General features: G+C 74.7%; 19 protein-coding genes. 4 read left to right on the top strand and 15 right to left on the bottom strand.

Translation table 11 applies throughout. From position 1 onward, the window contains the following. Nucleotides 1–179 precede the first annotated feature (179 nt). From K7I03_RS01245 to gvpO, 10 genes are all read right to left on the bottom strand, one after another. Nucleotides 180–1,991, bottom strand: a complete 1,812-nt coding sequence (locus K7I03_RS01245) for a hydroxysqualene dehydroxylase (protein WP_185945013.1) — start codon at nt 1,989–1,991, stop codon at nt 180–182. Between the two features lie 466 nt (nt 1,992–2,457). Next, the gene (locus K7I03_RS01240; RefSeq protein WP_185945012.1) at nt 2,458–2,844 is read right to left on the bottom strand and encodes a hypothetical protein; all 387 of its coding nucleotides are present in this window, start codon (nt 2,842–2,844) and stop codon (nt 2,458–2,460) included. Nucleotides 2,845–2,987: 143 nt separating this feature from the next. Then, nucleotides 2,988–3,275 carry a gas vesicle protein K gene (locus K7I03_RS01235; RefSeq protein WP_185945011.1) on the bottom strand — a complete coding sequence of 96 codons (288 nt, stop codon included), beginning with the start codon at nt 3,273–3,275 and terminating at the stop codon, nt 2,988–2,990. A gap of 7 nt (nt 3,276–3,282) precedes the next feature. Continuing rightward, entirely contained in the window at nt 3,283–3,513 is a 231-nt protein-coding gene (locus K7I03_RS01230; RefSeq protein ID WP_185945010.1) for a gas vesicle protein, read from the bottom strand. Then, nucleotides 3,510–4,463 carry a GvpL/GvpF family gas vesicle protein gene (locus K7I03_RS01225; protein WP_224346804.1) on the bottom strand — a complete coding sequence of 318 codons (954 nt, stop codon included), beginning with the start codon at nt 4,461–4,463 and terminating at the stop codon, nt 3,510–3,512. The genes K7I03_RS01230 and K7I03_RS01225 overlap by 4 nt, the downstream gene beginning before the upstream one ends. Continuing rightward, a complete protein-coding gene (locus tag K7I03_RS01220; protein WP_185945009.1) occupies nt 4,460–4,846 on the bottom strand; it encodes a gas vesicle protein in 387 nt (128 codons plus the stop codon). Before K7I03_RS01220 ends, K7I03_RS01225 begins: the two co-directional genes overlap by 4 nt. Nucleotides 4,847–4,954: 108 nt before the next feature. Further along, the gene (locus K7I03_RS01215) at nt 4,955–5,161 is read right to left on the bottom strand and encodes a gas vesicle protein GvpG (RefSeq protein WP_185945097.1); all 207 of its coding nucleotides are present in this window, start codon (nt 5,159–5,161) and stop codon (nt 4,955–4,957) included. Beyond that, a complete protein-coding gene (locus K7I03_RS01210) occupies nt 5,161–5,880 on the bottom strand; it encodes a GvpL/GvpF family gas vesicle protein (protein WP_185945008.1) in 720 nt (239 codons plus the stop codon). Before K7I03_RS01210 ends, K7I03_RS01215 begins: the two co-directional genes overlap by 1 nt. Next, the gene (locus tag K7I03_RS01205) at nt 5,877–6,293 is read right to left on the bottom strand and encodes a gas vesicle structural protein GvpA (RefSeq protein ID WP_185945007.1); all 417 of its coding nucleotides are present in this window, start codon (nt 6,291–6,293) and stop codon (nt 5,877–5,879) included. Before K7I03_RS01205 ends, K7I03_RS01210 begins: the two co-directional genes overlap by 4 nt. 178 nt (nt 6,294–6,471) lie before the next feature. Next, nucleotides 6,472–6,852: a gas vesicle protein GvpO gene (gene gvpO, locus K7I03_RS01200; RefSeq protein WP_185945006.1), complete on the bottom strand. Its 381-nt coding sequence runs from the start codon at nt 6,850–6,852 to the stop codon at nt 6,472–6,474. Between the two features lie 196 nt (nt 6,853–7,048). On the opposite strand from gvpO, the gene K7I03_RS01195 reads away from it, so the two are divergent. Further along, a complete protein-coding gene (locus K7I03_RS01195; protein ID WP_185945005.1) occupies nt 7,049–7,504 on the top strand; it encodes a VOC family protein in 456 nt (151 codons plus the stop codon). Nucleotides 7,505–7,626: 122 nt separating this feature from the next. Here K7I03_RS01195 and K7I03_RS01190 read toward each other — a convergent pair whose 3' ends face one another. Together K7I03_RS01190 and K7I03_RS01185 are read right to left on the bottom strand one after the other, a co-directional pair. After that, nucleotides 7,627–8,967, bottom strand: a complete 1,341-nt coding sequence (locus K7I03_RS01190) for a UDP-glucose dehydrogenase family protein (RefSeq protein WP_185945004.1) — start codon at nt 8,965–8,967, stop codon at nt 7,627–7,629. A gap of 623 nt (nt 8,968–9,590) precedes the next feature. Continuing rightward, a complete protein-coding gene (locus K7I03_RS01185; protein ID WP_185945003.1) occupies nt 9,591–10,733 on the bottom strand; it encodes a PP2C family protein-serine/threonine phosphatase in 1,143 nt (380 codons plus the stop codon). A gap of 124 nt (nt 10,734–10,857) precedes the next feature. Here K7I03_RS01185 and K7I03_RS01180 point away from each other — a divergent pair, with 124 nt between their 5' ends. Beyond that, a complete protein-coding gene (locus tag K7I03_RS01180) occupies nt 10,858–11,655 on the top strand; it encodes a maleylpyruvate isomerase family mycothiol-dependent enzyme (RefSeq protein WP_185945002.1) in 798 nt (265 codons plus the stop codon). Then, nucleotides 11,652–11,885 (top strand): hypothetical protein, encoded by a 234-nt coding sequence (locus tag K7I03_RS01175; protein ID WP_185945001.1) that lies wholly within the window; start codon nt 11,652–11,654, stop codon nt 11,883–11,885. Before K7I03_RS01180 ends, K7I03_RS01175 begins: the two co-directional genes overlap by 4 nt. A gap of 69 nt (nt 11,886–11,954) precedes the next feature. On the opposite strand, the gene K7I03_RS01170 is transcribed toward K7I03_RS01175, so the two are convergent. Continuing rightward, nucleotides 11,955–12,875 (bottom strand): alpha/beta hydrolase, encoded by a 921-nt coding sequence (locus K7I03_RS01170; protein ID WP_185945000.1) that lies wholly within the window; start codon nt 12,873–12,875, stop codon nt 11,955–11,957. Between the two features lie 444 nt (nt 12,876–13,319). Here K7I03_RS01170 and K7I03_RS01165 point away from each other — a divergent pair, with 444 nt between their 5' ends. After that, nucleotides 13,320–13,892, top strand: coding sequence for a signal protein (locus tag K7I03_RS01165; protein ID WP_221903446.1), 573 nt, complete (start codon nt 13,320–13,322; stop codon nt 13,890–13,892). Between the two features lie 16 nt (nt 13,893–13,908). Here the strand turns inward: K7I03_RS01165 and K7I03_RS01160 are convergent, their stop codons facing one another. Both K7I03_RS01160 and alaS read right to left on the bottom strand, forming a co-directional pair. After that, complete coding sequence (locus K7I03_RS01160; RefSeq protein ID WP_185944999.1) at nt 13,909–14,415, bottom strand: hypothetical protein; 507 nt, start codon at nt 14,413–14,415, stop codon at nt 13,909–13,911. Between the two features lie 267 nt (nt 14,416–14,682). Continuing rightward, nucleotides 14,683–17,340: an alanine--tRNA ligase gene (alaS, locus tag K7I03_RS01155; protein ID WP_185945095.1), complete on the bottom strand. Its 2,658-nt coding sequence runs from the start codon at nt 17,338–17,340 to the stop codon at nt 14,683–14,685. Nucleotides 17,341–17,347: the final 7 nt, after the last annotated feature.

The following is a 17,347-nucleotide window of genomic DNA, read 5'->3' as shown; positions in this document are numbered from 1 at the left end:
ACCTCTGAGGGTGTGTGTGGGGGAAGGGGGACGAAGCGCTCCAAGGACAGCGAGGCGGGTGGAAGGGGTGATGGCGACACTGTGACGCCGGGGGGTACGGGAGGGGAACAGGGTGTCCGCGCCATCCCTGCGCCCCCGGGCGCCCCTGTCGTCCCCTCGTCCTCCCCCGTGCCTTGTGGTCAGCCGATGTCCAGGACGTGCCGCAGCCCCTGCCGCCACCGCTGCCGGTCCAGCGCCCGCGCGGCGGCGAACTCCGGCGCCTCGTAGCCCCGGAACGTCCGGACCTCCGCCCCGCCGCCCCCGCCCGTACCGCCCGCCGCGGCCAGGATCGCCCCGGCGGCCCGGCGCCCGGCCTCGTTCGCCGTCTCCATCGAGGCGAAGTCGATGTTGCTGTACGTCCGGACGTGGTCGGCCGCCAGGAACAGGTTCGGCACGGCGGTGGTGGCCTCCGGGCGCAGGTCCCAGGAACCGGCGGTGTTCATCAGGAACGGGTCGTCGTCGCGCAGGCCGCCGCTCCCGTCCTCGGTGATCGCCTCGTCCAGGTACCAGGTCTCCAGCAGGGCGTCGTCCAGCGGGGCGTGGTCGGCGAGGTGCGCCTTCATCTGCGCCCACACCTCGCGGGCGACCTCGGCCCGGGTGCAGCGCCGGGCGGGCTTGCCGTAGAGGATGCCCGGCGTCTCCCACTCGGAGATCACCACGGACAGCGACTCCCGCACCCGCCCGTCGCCCCAGGTCCGGGCGAAGGGCGCCGACCAGACCCGGGACTGGGCGATGGACGCCAGCTTCCAGGGGGAGTCGACGTGCACGACGTGGCCCCGGATGCCGGGGGCCTGTTCACGGAGGTAGTACTGGATGCCGCTGCACCAGGTGTGCCGCAGCCCGTCCATGGCCGCCAGCCGGGGGTCGGCCGACCGGAGGGCGGGATTCCAGAGGCGGACGGCCCGGTCGGCGGGGAGGGCGACCACGAACCAGTCCGCGTCGATCCGTTCCGTCGTGCCGTACACGGTCCGGGCCGTCGCGGAGGCGATCCGGCCGCCGCGCAGGTCGAGCCGCTCCACGCTGCGGCCGAAGGCGAACCGTACACCGAGCGCACGCAGGTGGGCCGCCCAGGGGTCGAGCCACGCCTCGCTGGTCGGCGCGTCGAAGACCCGGTCGAACGGGCCGCCGGTGTCACTGCCGCGGCCCGCCAGGTCGTAGAGGATGGACTCCATGCCCTGGCCGCAGGTCCGGGTGCTGGCCACGGGCGCGCGAAGGGCCTGGAGCAACTGGACGCCGCCGCCGAGGAACTTCTGGTAGTCCTCCGACATCCCGTCCGCCCGGATGAAGTCCCACCAGCGCACGTACTCCCACTGCCCGAACCGGCGTTCCGTACAGCTCGTCAGGAGCATCACCGCCTGCTTGGCGAAGAACAGCGCCTCCCACGGCGGCAGGCGCACGCCCTCCTGGAGCAGGCCGGCGAGCGAGGAGATCAGCAGGTTCACGTCGGAGAGCGACGACGGGACCCACCGGTCGACGGGGACGGGGAGGTCCGGACGCCCTGTGACCCGGGCGAGCTCGACCCACCGTACGGGGGTGAGGCGGGAGTGGACGCTCTGCCCGCCGGGCAGCGGGATGCGGCGGAGGGTGTCGGGGAGGTTGTGGTAGAAGCCGAACACCCCGCGGTGGCCGTGCTCGCCGGGCAGGTCCCGGCGGCCCCCGGTGCCGGTGTGCGGGACGTACAGGGAGCGCGCCTTGCCGCCGGGGACCGCGCGCCGCTCGTACACCGCCACCGCGAAGCCGCGCTCCGCGAGCTCGTGGGCGACGGTGAGACCGCCGACGCCGGCGCCGATCACGGCGACGCGGCGGCCGTCCACCGACCGGGCCGCCCGCCGGGACGCGGACCGCGCGGTGCCCGGTGCCAGGCCGGGCGCGGCGCCCGCCGCCGCCCCGAGGAGCAGGGCGCGACGGCGGGGGACCGCGGACGGTCGGGCGGCTGCGGGCAGTTCGGGCATGGAGCGCTCCCTTTCCTCCGGAGCCTGGACCGGAGAGGCCCGGGCGCTCACGGCGGACGCTACGGGCCGGGTGCGCGCCGGGTGCGGAAAACACCGCCGGGTCCGTCGAACGGGTTGCGGCAGCGCCCGCGGCTGCCACCGTCCCACCTGCCGGTACGACCATGGGATCATCGTTTGATGAGGAAGCGGGAGCGCGAGTGTGAGCGCTGCGGACGGCTCGGCCGGAGACGTCGGCGCACGTGCCGGAGGTGCCGGACCGGGCGGTTCGAGGCGGCCGACGCCGTGGCGGACATCGCCGAGACGGCGGTGGAGGTGGGGGCGCTGCGGGCGGTGGCACGCGGGGTGGGCGCCCTGCTCCGCGCGTTCTTCGTGTGACCTCGGCGGGCCGGTCGCCGTATCGGGGGAGCGCCTGCCGGTTCGGTGGGCCTGCCGGCTAGGGGCCTGCCGGCTCAGCGGATCGGGCGGCTCAGCGGATCGGCCGGAACGAGAAGTACGTGTGGGACGGGTCGTTCCAGGAGCGACCGGAGGCGACGAGCGCGGTCGCGCTGCCGACGCAGTCGCTGCTCGGCCAGAGGTGGACCGTGCGGTTGGTCATGTTGGTGCCCCGGACCGCGCCGGCCGAGGTCATGTTGTAGCAGGCGCCGACCTCCGGGCTGAGCTCGATGCTCCGCCGGCCGGCGCTGTCGAACCACTCGAAGTAGCAGGTGCCGCCGCCGGGCGGTGGGCAGGCCGGTTCCAGGGACCCGGCGGCGGCGCGGCTCTCCGTGGCGGGAGCCGTCCGGGAGAAGCCGGCCGCCCCCAGGACCAGGGCGGCGGTGCACAGGAGGCGCGGGATGACGCGGCGACGGAACACGGGTTTTCCCCTCCCTGTCCGGAATCGCGTGGATGCGGGGTTCATCCGGACTTCTCCGTCATGGTCATGCCTGGACGCACGGCTGTCCATCACCCGAACGAGCGGATCCGCAGGGGCAGTCGAGGTCCTCGGGGAACCGCCCGTCACTGACGTCCCAGCAGTGACCCCAGGGGCCCCAGATCCAGATCGAGTTCTTCGGGGTCCAGGCCGTACTGCCGGCAGAGGCCGTCCATGCGGTCGGCGAGCAGCATCAAGGTCATGCCGATCCGCTCCTCCTGCTCCTCGGTGAGGTCGCCCTGGTCGACGCGGCGCAGCGCCTGACGCTCCATCAGCTCCCGGAGGAGTTCGAGGATGGTCAGGATGAGTTTCATCAGGTCGCGTTCGACGGTGTCGTGGTCCAGCTCCACGCGGCGGTTCGCGGCTGCGCTCATGTCTCCGTCATCCCTCCGTCGCTCGTTCGAGGCTCTGGACCGGGTCCCGCCAGTCGTCCCAGGGCGAGGGCACGCGGGCGTCCACGGAGCTGATCAGGGCCCGCAGGTTGATCCGGACGAGGTCGACGTCCGCGATCCGCAGGGTGAGGTCGCCGGTGAGCACCACCCCGCCGGCGAGCAGCCGGTCGAGGAGGTCCACCAGGGACAGCCGCTCCGCCGGGAGCCCGTCACCGTTCACGGTGCCTCCGGGACGCAGGGGTCGTGGGTGACGAAGGAGTAGGGGGCCCACGGTCCCGTCAGCCGGATCCGGAACCCGTCGGGGGTCCGGTCCGTCATCTCGGAGACCGTCCTCGTGAACTCCTCCGCGCGGTCCCGCGGCACCAGGTAGGCGGCGTTGAGGAGGTTGCGGCCCGGGTGCGCGGCGAGCGGGGAGTTCTGCGGCGGGTACAGCCGGACCGCCTCCGCCAGGGCGGCGAGCGTCTCGTGCACCGTCTCCGCCTGCCGGGCCTCCTGCCGCGCGCCCGCCTCGGCGGCCCGGCGTTCGGCGCCGCGCCGCCGCAGGTAATCGCGCCCGGACGGGGGGCCCGACGGTTTCGGCGGTGCTTCCGCCGGCGCCGAGGTGGCGTAGACCGTGACGCCCCACTCGACACGGCCCTCCAGCCGGTCGAGCGCGGTGCCGAACGCCTCCCGGCCCGCCGTCAGCATCCGCCGGAGCCCGTTCTCGTCGTGGTAGACGGTCGCCAGCCGCAGCGGCAGCGCGCAGGGGAAGAGGGAGACCGCCGCGTCGACCACCCGCTGGTGGCCGCGGGCCACCCGCTCCAGCCACGCCAGGTCCTCCAGCCGCTCGCGCAGCGCACCCTCCTCGAACTCGGCCGCGGGCACCCGGCCCACCAGGGCCGCGAACCCTTCGTGGCACACCTCGCGCACCGGCTCGCCGGCCACGCCCGTCACCGTCTCCGGCACGTCCCGGGCCGGGCCGGTGTCCCGGGCGACCGCGTAGGCGTACAGCAACTCGCCCTCGGCGACCGGCTGCCCTTCGGTCACCGCGTCTTCTTCGGGCGCCGACTTTCCTTCGGCTACCAGATCCTCTTTGGACGCCGGCTGGCCTTCGGTCACCAGCTCACCGTCCAGTACGGGCTGCCCCTCGGTCACCAACTCCCCCTCCAGCACCCGCTTTCCTTCGGTCACCGCTCCTCACCTCCCCTTCCGTCCGCCCGCCGGTCCCGGACGGCTTCCGCCTCCTGGGCGGGCAGAGCCGGCCGCTCCTCCTCCAGCGCGGCGAGGCGCTCCCGCAACCGCTCGTTCTCCTCGCGCAGTTCACGGGAGCGCGCGCCCGAGGACAGCGAGGGATCGCTCTCCCACCAGTCGATGCCCATCTCCTTCGCCCGGTCGACCGAGGCGACCACCAGACGGAGTTTGATCGTCAGCAGTTCGATGTCGAGCAGGTTGATGCGGATGTCGCCCGCGATCACCACGCCCTTGTCGAGCACCCGCTCCAGGATGTCGGCGAGGTTGGCCCCCGAACCCTCCGCGGGGGAGCGGGCGTCGGGCAGTCGGCTCGGGAAACTCATGGGTCTCGGGGCTCCTCTGCGTCGTCGTCGGCCCTGGTTCGCGGGCCCTGCGTCGTCGGCCCTTTGCCGCCGGCGCGGCGAGTCGTCCGTGAGGTCCGCGCCGGAGGGTCAGCCCGGCGCCGCCGGTGAGCGCCGCCGGGCCTCCTCAAGGCGGTCCAGCAGGGCGTCCTCCAGCCGGTCGAACTCCGCCTCGTCCAGCCGTCCGGCCTCCAGCTCCTGTTCCAGCGATCGGAGTTCTCCCTGGATGACGGCCGGGTCGTAGTACAGCCGCTCGGCCTCGGCGAGGACGCGGCGGAGGACCCAGCCGACGAACATCACGAGTCGACGAAGCTGTACGGCGGCAGCGGACCGTTCACCTTCAGGTCCAGCTGTGGGTGGGCCCGGCGCAGCCGGTCGGCGGTGGTCAGCAGCCGCTCGGCGGCCGACTCCGGCACCAGGAGGGACAGGTTGAGGAACCAGCCGCCGCTCTCCGGCCCCGGCCGGCACCCCTCCGCCAGCGGCTCCAGCGTGTCGCGCACCAGGTCGGCGTCCCACGCCTCCCGGGAGCGGACCGCCTCCGCCACCTTCTCCCCGAACCGCAGCCGGTCCTCGTACGTGCCGCCGCCGGCCTTCCGGTTGGCTTCGGCGAGGGCCCGCAGCTCGGCGTTCTCGGCGAGGACGAGGTGGAGCACCACGTCCTCGTGGTGCACGGCCTTGATGTTGTACTCGACGCGGCCGGTCAGCTGCTCCAGCTTCGACCGGTAGTGCTCGGCGTGCTCCGTCAGCACCCGGAGCACGTCGTCGTCGCTCTCGCAGACGCTGCCGAACCGCATGGGCAGGACCGAGGACTTGCGGCCGGCCTCGGACAGCACCTGCTGGTGGGCCAGCAGGTCGCGCCGCTTGGGCCGCAGCTCCTCGGGGCAGTCACTGACGACCGCGGCCAGCCCGGCCTCCGTCACCAGGCGTACCGGGCGCGGTGGTTCGCCGATGCCGGTGAGCCCTTCGGGCAGCTGCGCGCGCTCGCCGGCGGTGATGCCGTAGACGTAGGTGCTCACTCGCTCTCCTCCTTCTTGCTCCGCGAGGAGCTCCGGCGGGTCCCGCTCGACTCGCCGCCCCCGCGGGCCTGCTGGAAGGCGTCGGTGATGGACTGGGCGGCGCCGGACAGCGCGCCCTTGCTCTTGCCGCGGGCGCCGCTCTCGGTGACCTCGCCCACCAGGTCCGGCAGCCCGGCGCTCCGGTGCGGGCCGGCCTCCAGGTCGAGGCGGTTACAGGCCTCGGCGAACCGCAGGTACGTGTCCACGCTGGCGACGACGACACGTACGTCGATCTTCAGGATCTCGATGCCGACCAGGGAGACGCGGACGAACGCGTCGATGACCAGGCCGCGGTCGAGTACGAGCTCCAGGACGTCGTACAGACCGCTGGTGCCACCGGCACCCCCGGACTGCTGCGCCGGGACAACACTCATGTCGGGAACTTCCTCTCGTGGCCGACGGGCCGGCGGCAGCGGGCGGTCCCGCGCGCCGGCGGACGGCGTCCGTCGGGAGTCGGTACGGCGGTGTCCGTCGCGGACGGTGTCCGCCGTGGGCCGATTCCCCGCGCGGACGCTGCCCGTTGTGGACGGTTTCCCTCGCGGACGGTGTCCGTCAGGAGTCGGTCCTGCCGCGCTCGTAGCGACGCGCGCGGCGGTAGCCGGTGAGGTTGCCCTCGGGGTCGAGGGTCACCAGGTAGAGCCCCATCACGCTCATCGTCTCGGGGACGCGGGGGATCTCCTCCACCTCGATCTCCACCGTCCAGCCGTCGGGGGTCCGTTCGAAACCGGACACTCCTTCGGGCCGCAGCCCGGCCAGTTCGGCGAGCTGGTCGCGGGCCGCCCGCAGGATGCGGGGCACCGGGATGGTGACGGATTCGCCGTCTTTTTTGTGGTCTTGCTTGTCGTCTTGGTTGACGTCTTTGGCGTCTTTGACGTCTTTGTTTTCTTTGGCGTCTTCGACGCCTTTGCCGTCGGATTCGGACTTGGCTGTCATCTGGGGCCTCTGGGTCGTCTGCAAGGACCTCGTCAGTGCGCGTACCGCGTGAAGCCATGGCCAAACCCCCTGGGCGGGTGGCTCGTTGCCCCGCCGGGAAGCCGGTCGTAGGCCGCCCGCCCTCGGCCGTGCGCCGTAGGGACGGGTGGTCCTGGGACGGAAGAGGCGGGAGTGGCCCCTGTGCAACAGTGTGGCCATGACACACACCTGGCCCGAGCATCTGGCCGTGGGCGCCGTGCGGTTCGCCCGGCCCACGGCCCACTACGACGACGTACTGACCTTCTACGCGGACGACCTCGGCCTCCCGGTCCTCGCCCGGTGGCGCGACCACGACGGCTACGACGGCGTCGTCCTCGGACTGCCCGGCACCCCCGTGCACATGGAGATCACCCAGCACGGCACACCGCCCCGCGTCCCCGCGCCGCACCCGGAGAACCAGTTGGTGCTGTACCTGCGCGGGCCCGAGGCCCGGGACGCGGCCGTGCGCCGGCTGGAGGAGCGCGGCCGCCGGCCGGTGGCCCCCGCCAACCCGTACTGGGCCCGGCACGGCGCCGTGCTGTTCGAGGATCCGGACGGCTGGCTGGTCGTCCTGGCGCCCTGGGTGTTCGGCAGCGACCCGCAGCCGGGTGACGCGCGGGTGGACGGCGCCTGACGGGCGGCGGGGACGCGGCGCGGAACTCGGCCACCCCTCCCCGCTCAGCCCCCGCTTAGACCTCGCTCAGCCCTTTGGCCAGGCCCCGTTCAGCTTTCGCTCGGACCCGGCTCGGACCCGGCTCAGACCCCCGTGATCCCGGCGGACCCCGCCGGGTCCGGGACGCCGGCCGCCGGCCGGTTGCCGATGCCCCGGTAGCGCAGCGGCAGCCGGGCCAGCTGCCAGGGCCGCAGGCAGTTCTTGCCGTCCACGACGACCCGCGGGCGGGCCAGCCGTGCCCCGAGGTCCGTCCAGTCGGCCTCGACGACCTCCGGCCACTCGGTCAGGATGACGGCGGCGTGCGCGTCGCGGACCGCCGTCCGCAGGTCCGCGACGGGTTCGGCGCCGGGGAAGAGGGCCGCCAGCCCGTCCTGGCCGAGCGCCGGGTCCCAGACCCGCACCCGCGCGGTCTCCCGGATCAGCGCGGGGACCAGCGACAGGCTGGGTGCCGCCCGCATGTCGTCGCTCCACGGCTCGTAACGGGCGCCGAGCACGGCGATCACCGACCGGCGGAGGTCCTGGCCCAGCTCCCGCCGGAGGATCTCGCGGACGACGCCGGGCTGGGTGGCGTTCACCTCGATGACCGCGTCCAGCAGCGGGGTGCGCACACCCAGCCCGGCGGCCCAACGGGCCAGCGCCAGCGTGTCCTTGGGCAGGCAGGAGTCGCCGAAGCCCAGCCCCGGCTGGAGGAACGCGTGCCCGACGCGCGGGTCGTAGCCGACCGCCTGCATCACGTCGTCCACGTCGAAGCCCGGCGCGGAGCACAGCCGGGCGATCTCGTTGGCGAAGCTGATCTTCGCGGCGAGGAAGGTGTTGCTCGCGTACTTGGCCATCTCCGCGCTGGCCGGGGTGGTCACCACCCAGGGGCAGATCACCCCGTCGTAGAGGCTGCGGAGCAGCGGGAGCACGCGGCGCGACCAGATGCCGACGACGAGCCGGGAGGGGGCCGTCCAGTCCTCCATGGCGCTGCCCTGGTTGAGGAACTCGGGATTGCTGGCGAACCGGTCGCGGAGGTCCGGCCGGGCCGCGAGCAGCCGGTCGCTCGTGCCCGGCGGCACCGTCGACTTCAGCACCACACAGGCCGCCGGGGACAGCGCGGCCGCCTCGGCGACGGCGGCGGTCACCTGCCGGAGGTCCGCCGTCCCGTCCGGCGCGGGCGGTGTGCCCACCGTGATCAGCACGGCGTCGAAGGGCCGCTCGGCGTGGGCCGGCGCGAGCGCGCCGGCGAAGGAGAGCCGGCCGGAGGCGAGGGCGAGGGACAGCTGGTCCTGGAGCCCCGGTTCGACGACCGGCGCCCGGCCCAGCGTCAGGGCCTCCAGCCGGTCCCGGTCCTGCTCGATGCCGGTGACGAGATGCCCGGCCTGGGCGAGGGCCACCGCCCCGGTCACCCCGACGTACCCCTGGCCCACGACGGCTATGCGCATGACGACTCCCCGGTGCCGAACGGTAGTGCCCCCGAAGAGCCGGGCGGCACGACGCCACCCCGCACCGCTCCAGGGTGCGGGCTCCGGCCGCCGGGGGCGAACGGATGTGGCGAACGGGTGACGGCGGGGGCCCCCGCCCCGGACGCGGCTGCCTCCTCCGGGGCGGGGGAGCGCATTGTGGGCCGGGCTACCTTCCGGGCCGGGGTGCCCTCCTGGGCTGGGGCCGGCCTGGGCGGGCTGCCTTCCCCTGTGCCAGGCCGCCCCCGGGCCTTCGGCCGCGCCTTTCAGGCTCCGGTCGCTCCTTCCGGGCTGTGGCTGCCCCTCCAGGCTGTGGCTGTCCCTCCGAGTGGCAGCCGTCCCCCCGCCAGGCTCCCGGCTCCCCGGCGCCGACCCCTAAAGGACGAGCGGAGCGCGCGGCCTCGCGAGGGCGCCGCCGCGGGGGCCCCGCCCCCGGGCCGGGCCGATGGTGTGGCGGCGGTCGCCGTTCGTCCGCTGCCCGATCATGCGGCCGCTGCCTTGCCGGCCGGCCGCCGCCCGATCGCCCGGTACGGCCGCCGCCCGGCCGCCCCCGGGCCACTCCCGGACCGTGACCGCCGCCCGGCCGCCGCCCCGCCGGCGCCCGCTCAACCCGCGCGTGCGACGGCGATCAGGGCGACGTCGTCGTCCAGCGCACCGCCCGCGTGCGCCAGCAGATCCTTGTAGACGCGGTCCACCAGCCGCCGTGGATCGTCCTCCCGCCAGCCCGCCACCCGCTCGGCGAGCGGGTAGAAGCGGCCCTCGGCGTCCCGGGCTTCCACCGCGCCGTCGGTGTAGAGCAGAAGGACGTCGCCCGGACCGTACCCGAAGGACTCGGCCGCGTAGTCGTCCTCCGACACGTCCCCGCCCAGGCCCAGCGGCAGGGCCGGGTCCCGGACGGTCAGCGGGACGGCCCGGCCGCCGCGCAGCAGCAGGGGCGGCGGATGGCCGCAGTTGATGACCCGGACGACGGGCTCGGCGTCGGGGAACTCCAGGACCGCCGCGGTCACGAAGGTCTCGGACGTGGATGAGGACGTGGACGCGGACGTCGATGAGGACGCGGATCCGCCGTCCGCAGGCTCCACGGTGTCCCAGTAGACGGTGTTCTGCAGGTGGGCGACCAGCCGGGGCAGTGGCGGGTCGCGGTGCGCGGCGGCCCGGAAGGCGCCGAGCAGCAGGGCGGCGTCCCCGACCGCGTCCAGCCCCTTGCCCCGCACGTCCCCGATCAGCACCCGCGTTCCCTCCCGGCTGCGGACGGCGGCGTAGAGGTCCCCGCCGATCTTCGCCTCCGCGGCGGCGGCCCCGTACACCGCGGCCATCCGCAGCGGCCCGCTGCGCGCCGGGAGCGGCCGGAGCAGCACGGACTGGGCGACGTCGGCCACCAGCCGGACCTGTGCCAGCTCCCGCTCGTGCCGCTCGTGCGCGTAGCGGAAGACCACCACGACGGCGGAGATCAGCAACAGGCCGATGATCTGCGCCTCGTGGTTGAAGGTCGTCAGCCCGCCGTGGAAGATCCCGATCACCACTTGCGCGGCGACGGCCAGGGCTCCGACCGCGCCCGTGACCAGCGGCCCGGCGAACGCCGCCGTGATCGCCGGGGCGACCACCAGCAGCGGGCCGAGGTGGACGTCCGGGCCGGACAGCAGGTCGACCACCACGATGACGGCGATGAGCGCCAGCGGCACGGCCAGCAGCGTATGACGGCGGTGCCGGGCCGGCCCGGCACCGGACGGTCCGTGCGAGCGGCGCATGTCTCCTGCTTACACTCCCCGGCGCCCGGGCGCCCGCCGTGCGGGGGCGTACGGTGCCGGGCACCGCTCGGCGGCCGGGGAAAACGGATGTCCTCGCGCCGTCCCGCCTCACTATCGTGCACCCATGAGCGTCCTGACCTTCGACCGCCACCGCGCCGAAATCACCGGGCAGGCCGGGCGGTTGCTCTCCCACGTCGACGGTGTCCCGCTGACGGCGCCCGTCGCGTCCTGCCCCGGCTGGACCGTCGCCCACCTCCTCCGGCATGTCACCGGCGCCCTGACCTGGGCCGGGACCATCGTCGCGAGCCGGGCCACGGAGCCCGTGCCCCACGACATCGTCGACGACGTCGAGCCCCGCCCCGGTGACGACCCGGTCACGCTGGCCGCGGAGCTCGCCCGGGCCGCCGAGCGGCTGGCCGAGGCGCTGGGCGAGGCGGGCCCCGACACGGCCGTGTGGTCCCCGGGCCCCGTCGTGACCACGGGCTTCTGGGCCCGCCGGATGGCCCACGAGACGGCCGTGCACCGGGCGGACGCGGCCCTGGCGGCCGGCGTCCGCTACACCCTCGACGACGCGGTCGCCCTCGACGCGCTGGATGAGTGGACGGCCTTCGCGGCGCTCCCGGAGGCGTACGGGCCCCGGCCCGGCGCCCCCGACCTGCTCGGGCCCGCCCGCACCCTCCGCTTCGAGGCCACCGGCACGGCGGCGGACCCGCTGGGGGAGTGGCTGATCGACCTCACCGGCGACGCCCCCGTCCGGCGCCGCGCCGCCGAGCCCGCCGCGGTCACCGTGCGCGGCACGCCGGGCGACCTCCTGCTGGCCGTCTACCGGCGGCCCGTTCCGGAGGGGACCGTCGAAGTCCTCGGCGACGCGGCCCTGTTCGACCTGTGGCGCACCCGCGCCGGCTTCTGGTTGGAGGAATGAGCGTCGGGCCCCCGGTGCCGCCAACTGGTGGTGGGCGGGCCGCCGTCGGCACCGTCGCCCGCGTCCCCCCGCTCCCGCCGCCGTACCGGGACCCCGTCGCCGTCCCCCCCCCGATCCACGACCACGCGGGCCACACAGGCTCCGGAGTGGCCCTCGGCCGCCACGGGCTCGGCCCGGCCCCCCGGTTCGTCGACGTCATCGGGGACGGCCCGTACGGCGCGCCGCGCTGATCCATGCCCGGTTCGCCGACGCGGCCCGGGTGCGCCGCGGCGGCCGAGCGGCCCCCGCCCCGGCGTCGTCTACGGGGCGAGCGCCGCCAGTGCGTCCGCCACCGGCGCGGGGTCGAGCGGGCCGATGTGGGGCGCGGCCGGGAAGTCGTGGACGTGGAAGCGGTTGCGGGGCGTGCGGGCATCCGCCTCCGCGATCATCCGGTCCTGGAGCCTCGTGGCGATCGTCCGGTCCTTGCCGAAGCGGAGATAGGTGCGCGGCAGGCGCCCCCAGGTCTCCGTCCGGCCCACGGCCCGGCCCGCGTAGGCCGTGGTCGACTCGTCCGTCTGCATGCTGCCAAGGCGCTGGCGGAACACGTTGTCCGGATAGCCCGCGCACATCATCTCCCGCAGCGCCTTGAGGTAACCCGGGTCTCCCGAACGGGGGTTGAGGCGCAGGACGCCGAGCCGTTCGGGGTCGCCGATGATCTGGCCGAGCGGGATGAGCGCGTCCGCGTTCTCCGGGGCCGCCGTGCAGGCGTCGGGGGTCGGCAGGGCGGGGCTGGGGCAGAAGGCCGCCACGTAGCAGATGTGGTGCAGCAGTTCGGGCACGGCGTCGCTCACGCGGCTGACCGTGGCACCCCCCAGGCTGTGGCCGGCCAAGACGACGGGTCCGTGCGCGGCCGCCCGGCGCACGACGCGCGTGACATGCCGCTCGTAGTCGTCCAGGCCCAGCGCCGCGACCGGCGACGGCTCGGTGGCCATCGCGGCGAGATCCTGCCGCTGGTACGACTCCGGCACAAAGGCCTGCGAGCCGTGCAGGGGGAGATCGACGGCGACGACGCGGTGGCCGCGCAGGCTCAGCTCCTGCGCGACGGGCAGCCAGTACGCTCCCGCGCTGTGCGTGCCGTGGACGAGTACGTAGGTACACGGCCCGGACCGGTCCCGCCCGCCGCCACCGTCGCTCGACCCGTGCGACTCATGCAACTCATGCAACTCGCTCTGAAGTGCCATGGGTTGACGGTACGGGCGGCCGCCGTCCGCCAGGAATGGGGGCAGCCTCCGGTTTACGGGGGGTGGTGGCCCCCGGCATCCACCGGATTCCGGGGCCCTCCCGTCCTCCTCCTCGGCGGCGGCGCGGCAGCGTCCGACGCCGTTCTACGAGCCGGCCTACCGGTCAGGGGCCGTCTGGGAGACGAGGGCGGCGAGCGGTTCCCCGCCTTCGCGCAGACGCAGCCGGATGCCTTCCCCGAGGGCTGGGACGGGTGCGCGATCGATTGGAGCTCCCCCGTTTAGGTGCGGCTGGGCCCCGCCCGGCGCGCAAGCTACCCACGTGGATCAAGGGCCTGTCCGAACAGCGCGAGTGAGACCGCCGAACGGCCCGGGCATCGGTCGTCTCCGCGAGGCGGCCGGGGGCGGGTGCCCTCTCGTCGTCCTGGGCCCTCGTACTATTCGCACATGCGATTGATACGTTCCACCGCCCTCCTCCTCGGTGCCGGCGCGCTGCTGTTCACCGCCGCCTGCTCCTCGTCCTCCGGGGACGGGGAGAGCGACGGCACGCCGGCCAAGCTGTCCGCCGCCGACCTGCAGAACCGCTGGTGGAACTGGACGGAGGCGGACCCGCAGGGCGCGAATCCGATCGACGACCGGGACGGTCGGCTCTGCGGCAGAAACCAGGCGACCGACGTCTGGTTCCTGGCCGGCACCCATGGCGGCCCGGCCAAGCGCTCCTGCCACGTGCCGACGGGCGTCCCGATCGCGTTCCCGCTCGTGAACCAGATCGCTTCCAAGAGCGGTTGCGACGCCTTCCTGGCCACCGCGAAGGGCACCGCCACCCTGGACGGCAAGGCCCTGGAACCGGAGCGCCTCACGGGCACCCCGGTGAAGGGGACGGGCTCCGGCTCCCTGTCCTGCGGCCTGTGGATCCAGGCAGGGCCCCTCTCCGCGGGCACCCACACCCTCCGCTTCGAGGGCTCCTCGGGCTCCTTCTCCACCGCCGTCGACTACCGCCTGGAAGCCGCGGCCCGCTGACGGGCGGTCGGGGCCGTCACTCCACGAGCGAGGCCCGCATCCGGTCGATCGCCCGCAGGATCTCGTCGCGGTTCTTCCCCCGCTTGATCCAGGCGGGCAGCCGGCCGATGTACGTCATCTTCCGGTGGTGCTCGTACCACGGGGGCCGCTCGCGCAGCGTCGCGCCCACGAACCGCCGGAGCAGATCGAGCTGTTCGAGGTTGTACGCCCACAGCGGGCCGTGCCGGGTCTCCGTCCGCAGCCACAGGGGCAGCCGGAAGTACGGGTCCGTGGTCTCGCACCAGCGGTAGACGGTCGGGCCTTCGTGCCGGCGCGTCAGACCGCAGGCACGGCAAACCAGCCGCCGCTCCGGCAGCCCGTGGGGCTGCGACGCGCGGGGCTCCGCGTCGTCGGGGAGCTCCGGGGCCGCGATGATGCGGGCGACCTTCGCACACCGGGGACAGTGCACGAGGACCAGGTCGGAGAACCCGTGCTTGGTGAACAGCGGGTCCTGGAACCGGGACGGCGGGGGCAGCGGAGACATGTCCCCAGTATCGGTGCCGGGTGGCCCGGGCCCGGCCCGGGGTCCCCGGTGGCGCGGAGGGCCGGCTCACGGCCGACGGCCCGTGGCCGGCCGGCCCTTCAAAGGCCGGTCCTTCGACGGCCGGTCCATGAGGCCGCGCCGGCGCATGCGCCTCGGCGCCCGGGCGAACGGCCGGCGCAGCCCGCCGCTCACGCGTCCACCCGTTCACCCGCCTACCCGCTCACTCGTCCACCTGTCCGGCCCGGGCGCGCCCTGCGGCGCCCCCGCTCACCCGGCGGCGGACGCCACCAGCCCCGGCAGCTCCTCCAGCACCTCCGCGATCCGCCGCGCCGGCAGCCCGCCGCCCTGGGCCAGGTCCGGGGAGCCGCCGCCGCGTCCGTCGAGGAGGCGCTTGACGAGGTCGGAGGCCGAGTGACCCGCGTCCCGGGCGGCGCGGTTGACGGCCACGACGACGATCCCGCCGCCGCCCGCCGTCCCGCCGACCGCGACCACGGCGGGCCGGTTCGCGGACAGGCGGCCCCGGACGGCGACGGCCAGGGACCGGGCCGCGTCCGCGCCGCCGTCGGCGGTGGCCGTCACCACGGCCGTCCCGGCGACGTCCGCGGCCGTGCCGGCCAGTCCGGCGGCGCGGGCCGCCGTCGCCTCGTCGCGCAGCCGCTGGTTCTCCCGCTCGGTGGCCTTCATCCGGTCGAGCAACGCGGCGATCCGCTCCGGGAGTTCGGCGCGCGGCGCCTGGAGCTGCTCGGCGATCCGGCCGACCAGGTCGCGCTCCCGGGCCAGGTGGTCGAACGCCTCGATGCCGACCGCCGCCTCCAGCCGGCGCATGCCCGCGCCGACCGAGGACTCCGAGGTCAGCGAGAGGACGCCGATCTGCGCGGACCGCTCCACATGCGTACCGCCGCACAGTTCGCGCGACCACGCCCCGCCGATCTCGACGACGCGCACCCGCTCCCCGTACGTCTCGTCGAACAGCGCGAGCGCGCCCAGCTCCTTCGCCTCCGGCAGGGTCATCCAGCGGACGTCCACCGGCAGGTCGCGGCGGAGCGCCCGGTTGGCGGCCTCCTCCACGTCCCCGCGCACGGCCGGGCCGAGCGCGCCGCGCCAGGGGAAGTCCAGCCGGAGGTAGCCGGGGCGGTTGTACGAACCGGACTGCAGGGCCGTCGGGCCCAGGATCTGCCGCAGCGCGGCGTGCAGCACATGGGTGCCCGAGTGGGCCTGGCGGGCGCCGAGCCGCCACTCCGGATCCACCGCCGCGCGGACGGCCCCGCCCGGGGCCAGTTCACCGGCGGTGACACGCACCTGGTGCACCACCAATCCCGGCAGCGGCCGCTGCACGTCGAGGACGTCGGCCTCCACCGACGCCCCGGACAGCCGGCCCGCGTCGCTGTCCTGGCCGCCGGACTCGGCGTAGAACGGCGTCCGGTCCAGGACGGCGGTCACCACGTCGCCGGTGCGCGCCACCGGCACCGGGCCGGCCGGGCCGAGGAGGGCGAGGACGCGCGCGTCGGTCTCCAGGGTCTCCCACGCCCGCCAGTCCGTCGGCCCGTGCTCGGTCAGGACCGCACGCAGCGCGGCCGTGTCGGTGGCACCCGACTTGCGGGCCCGGGCGTCGGCGCGCGCCCGTTCCCGCTGGGCGTTCATCAGCGCGGTGAAGCCCTCGCGGTCGACCTCCACGCCCTGCTCGGCGGCCATCTCTAGGGTCAGGTCGATCGGGAACCCGTAGGTGTCGTGCAGCAGGAACGCCTGCCGGCCCGGCAGCGACCGGCCGCCCGCCGCCTTCACCTCGGCGACGGCCGTGTCCAGGACGGTGGTGCCCTGCTTGAGGGTGTCCCGGAAGGCGTCCTCCTCGCCGTACGCCTGGTCCGCGATGCGCGCGAACCCCTCGGCCACCTCGGGATAGCTGACGGCCATGAGGTCCCGGGCCACCGGCAGCAGCTCCGGCAGCGCCCGGTCCTGGTGGCCGAGCTGCCGCATCGAGCGGACCGCGCGGCGCAGGATCCGGCGCAGCACGTAGCCGCGGCCCTCGTTGCCGGGCGCCGTGCCGTCGGCCAGCAGCATCAGCGCCGTGCGGACGTGGTCGGCGACGACGCGCAGCCGGACGTCCGCCTCGGCGTCGGCGCCGTAGCGGACGCCCGCCAGCTCGGCGGCGCGGTCGAGGACCGGACGGGTCTCGTCCGTCTCGTAGAGATTGTCGACGCCCTGGAGCAGGGTCGCCATGCGTTCCAGGCCCATGCCGGTGTCGATGTTGCGGCGGGGCAGCTCGCCGACGATCGGGTAGCCGGACTTGCCGGGGCCCTCACCCCGTTCGTACTGCATGAAGACGAGGTTCCAGAACTCCATGTACCGGTCCTCGTCGACCGCCGGGCCGCCCTCGGGGCCCAGCGCCGGGCCCCGGTCGTAGTACAGCTCCGAGCAGGGCCCGCAGGGGCCGGGGACGCCCATGGACCAGAAGTTGTCCTCGTCGCCCCGGGCCACGATCCGCTCGTCGGGCAGGCCCGCGACCCGGCGCCAGATGCCCCGCGCCTCGCCGTCCGAGTGGTGCACCGTCACCCAGATCCGCGCGGGGTCGAGGCCGAAGCCGCCGTCCGCGACGGGCGCGGTCGACAGCTCCCAGGCGAAGCCGATGGCCTCCTCCTTGAAGTAGTCGCCGAACGAGAAGTTCCCGTTCATCTGGAAGAACGAGCCGTGCCGGGTGGTGCGGCCCACCTCCTCGATGTCCAGCGTGCGCACGCACTTCTGCACGCTCGTCGCCCGCTGCCAGGGGGCCGGGGACTCACCGGTCAGGTACGGCTTGAAGGGCACCATGCCCGCGTTGACGAAGAGGAGCGTCGGATCGGGGGTGGGGAGCGGGGCGCTGGGGACGACGGTGTGGCCGCGCGCCGCGAAGTAGTCCAGGAAACGGGTACGGATGTCGGCGGTACGCACGGTCGCG

It is taken from the genome of Streptomyces mobaraensis (assembly GCF_020099395.1).
Taxonomy (GTDB): domain Bacteria; phylum Actinomycetota; class Actinomycetes; order Streptomycetales; family Streptomycetaceae; genus Streptomyces.
This window is presented reverse-complemented; position numbering and strand designations above follow the sequence as displayed.

Coding starts and splice junctions, on each gene's coding strand:
- K7I03_RS01235 (WP_185945011.1), bottom strand. CDS start 3,275: ATGAGCGCAGCCGCGAACCGCCGCGTGGAGCTGGACCACGACACCGTC.
- K7I03_RS01220 (WP_185945009.1), bottom strand. CDS start 4,846: ATGAGTTTCCCGAGCCGACTGCCCGACGCCCGCTCCCCCGCGGAGGGT.
- K7I03_RS01175 (WP_185945001.1), top strand. CDS start 11,652: ATGAGCGTCGGGCCCCCGGTGCCGCCAACTGGTGGTGGGCGGGCCGCC.
- K7I03_RS01160 (WP_185944999.1), bottom strand. CDS start 14,415: ATGTCTCCGCTGCCCCCGCCGTCCCGGTTCCAGGACCCGCTGTTCACC.
- K7I03_RS01215 (WP_185945097.1), bottom strand. CDS start 5,161: ATGTTCGTCGGCTGGGTCCTCCGCCGCGTCCTCGCCGAGGCCGAGCGG.
- gvpO (WP_185945006.1), bottom strand. CDS start 6,852: ATGACAGCCAAGTCCGAATCCGACGGCAAAGGCGTCGAAGACGCCAAA.
- K7I03_RS01195 (WP_185945005.1), top strand. CDS start 7,049: ATGACACACACCTGGCCCGAGCATCTGGCCGTGGGCGCCGTGCGGTTC.
- K7I03_RS01185 (WP_185945003.1), bottom strand. CDS start 10,733: ATGCGCCGCTCGCACGGACCGTCCGGTGCCGGGCCGGCCCGGCACCGC.
- K7I03_RS01245 (WP_185945013.1), bottom strand. CDS start 1,991: ATGCCCGAACTGCCCGCAGCCGCCCGACCGTCCGCGGTCCCCCGCCGT.
- K7I03_RS01165 (WP_221903446.1), top strand. CDS start 13,320: ATGCGATTGATACGTTCCACCGCCCTCCTCCTCGGTGCCGGCGCGCTG.
- K7I03_RS01170 (WP_185945000.1), bottom strand. CDS start 12,875: ATGGCACTTCAGAGCGAGTTGCATGAGTTGCATGAGTCGCACGGGTCG.
- K7I03_RS01205 (WP_185945007.1), bottom strand. CDS start 6,293: ATGAGTGTTGTCCCGGCGCAGCAGTCCGGGGGTGCCGGTGGCACCAGC.
- K7I03_RS01190 (WP_185945004.1), bottom strand. CDS start 8,967: ATGCGCATAGCCGTCGTGGGCCAGGGGTACGTCGGGGTGACCGGGGCG.
- K7I03_RS01180 (WP_185945002.1), top strand. CDS start 10,858: ATGAGCGTCCTGACCTTCGACCGCCACCGCGCCGAAATCACCGGGCAG.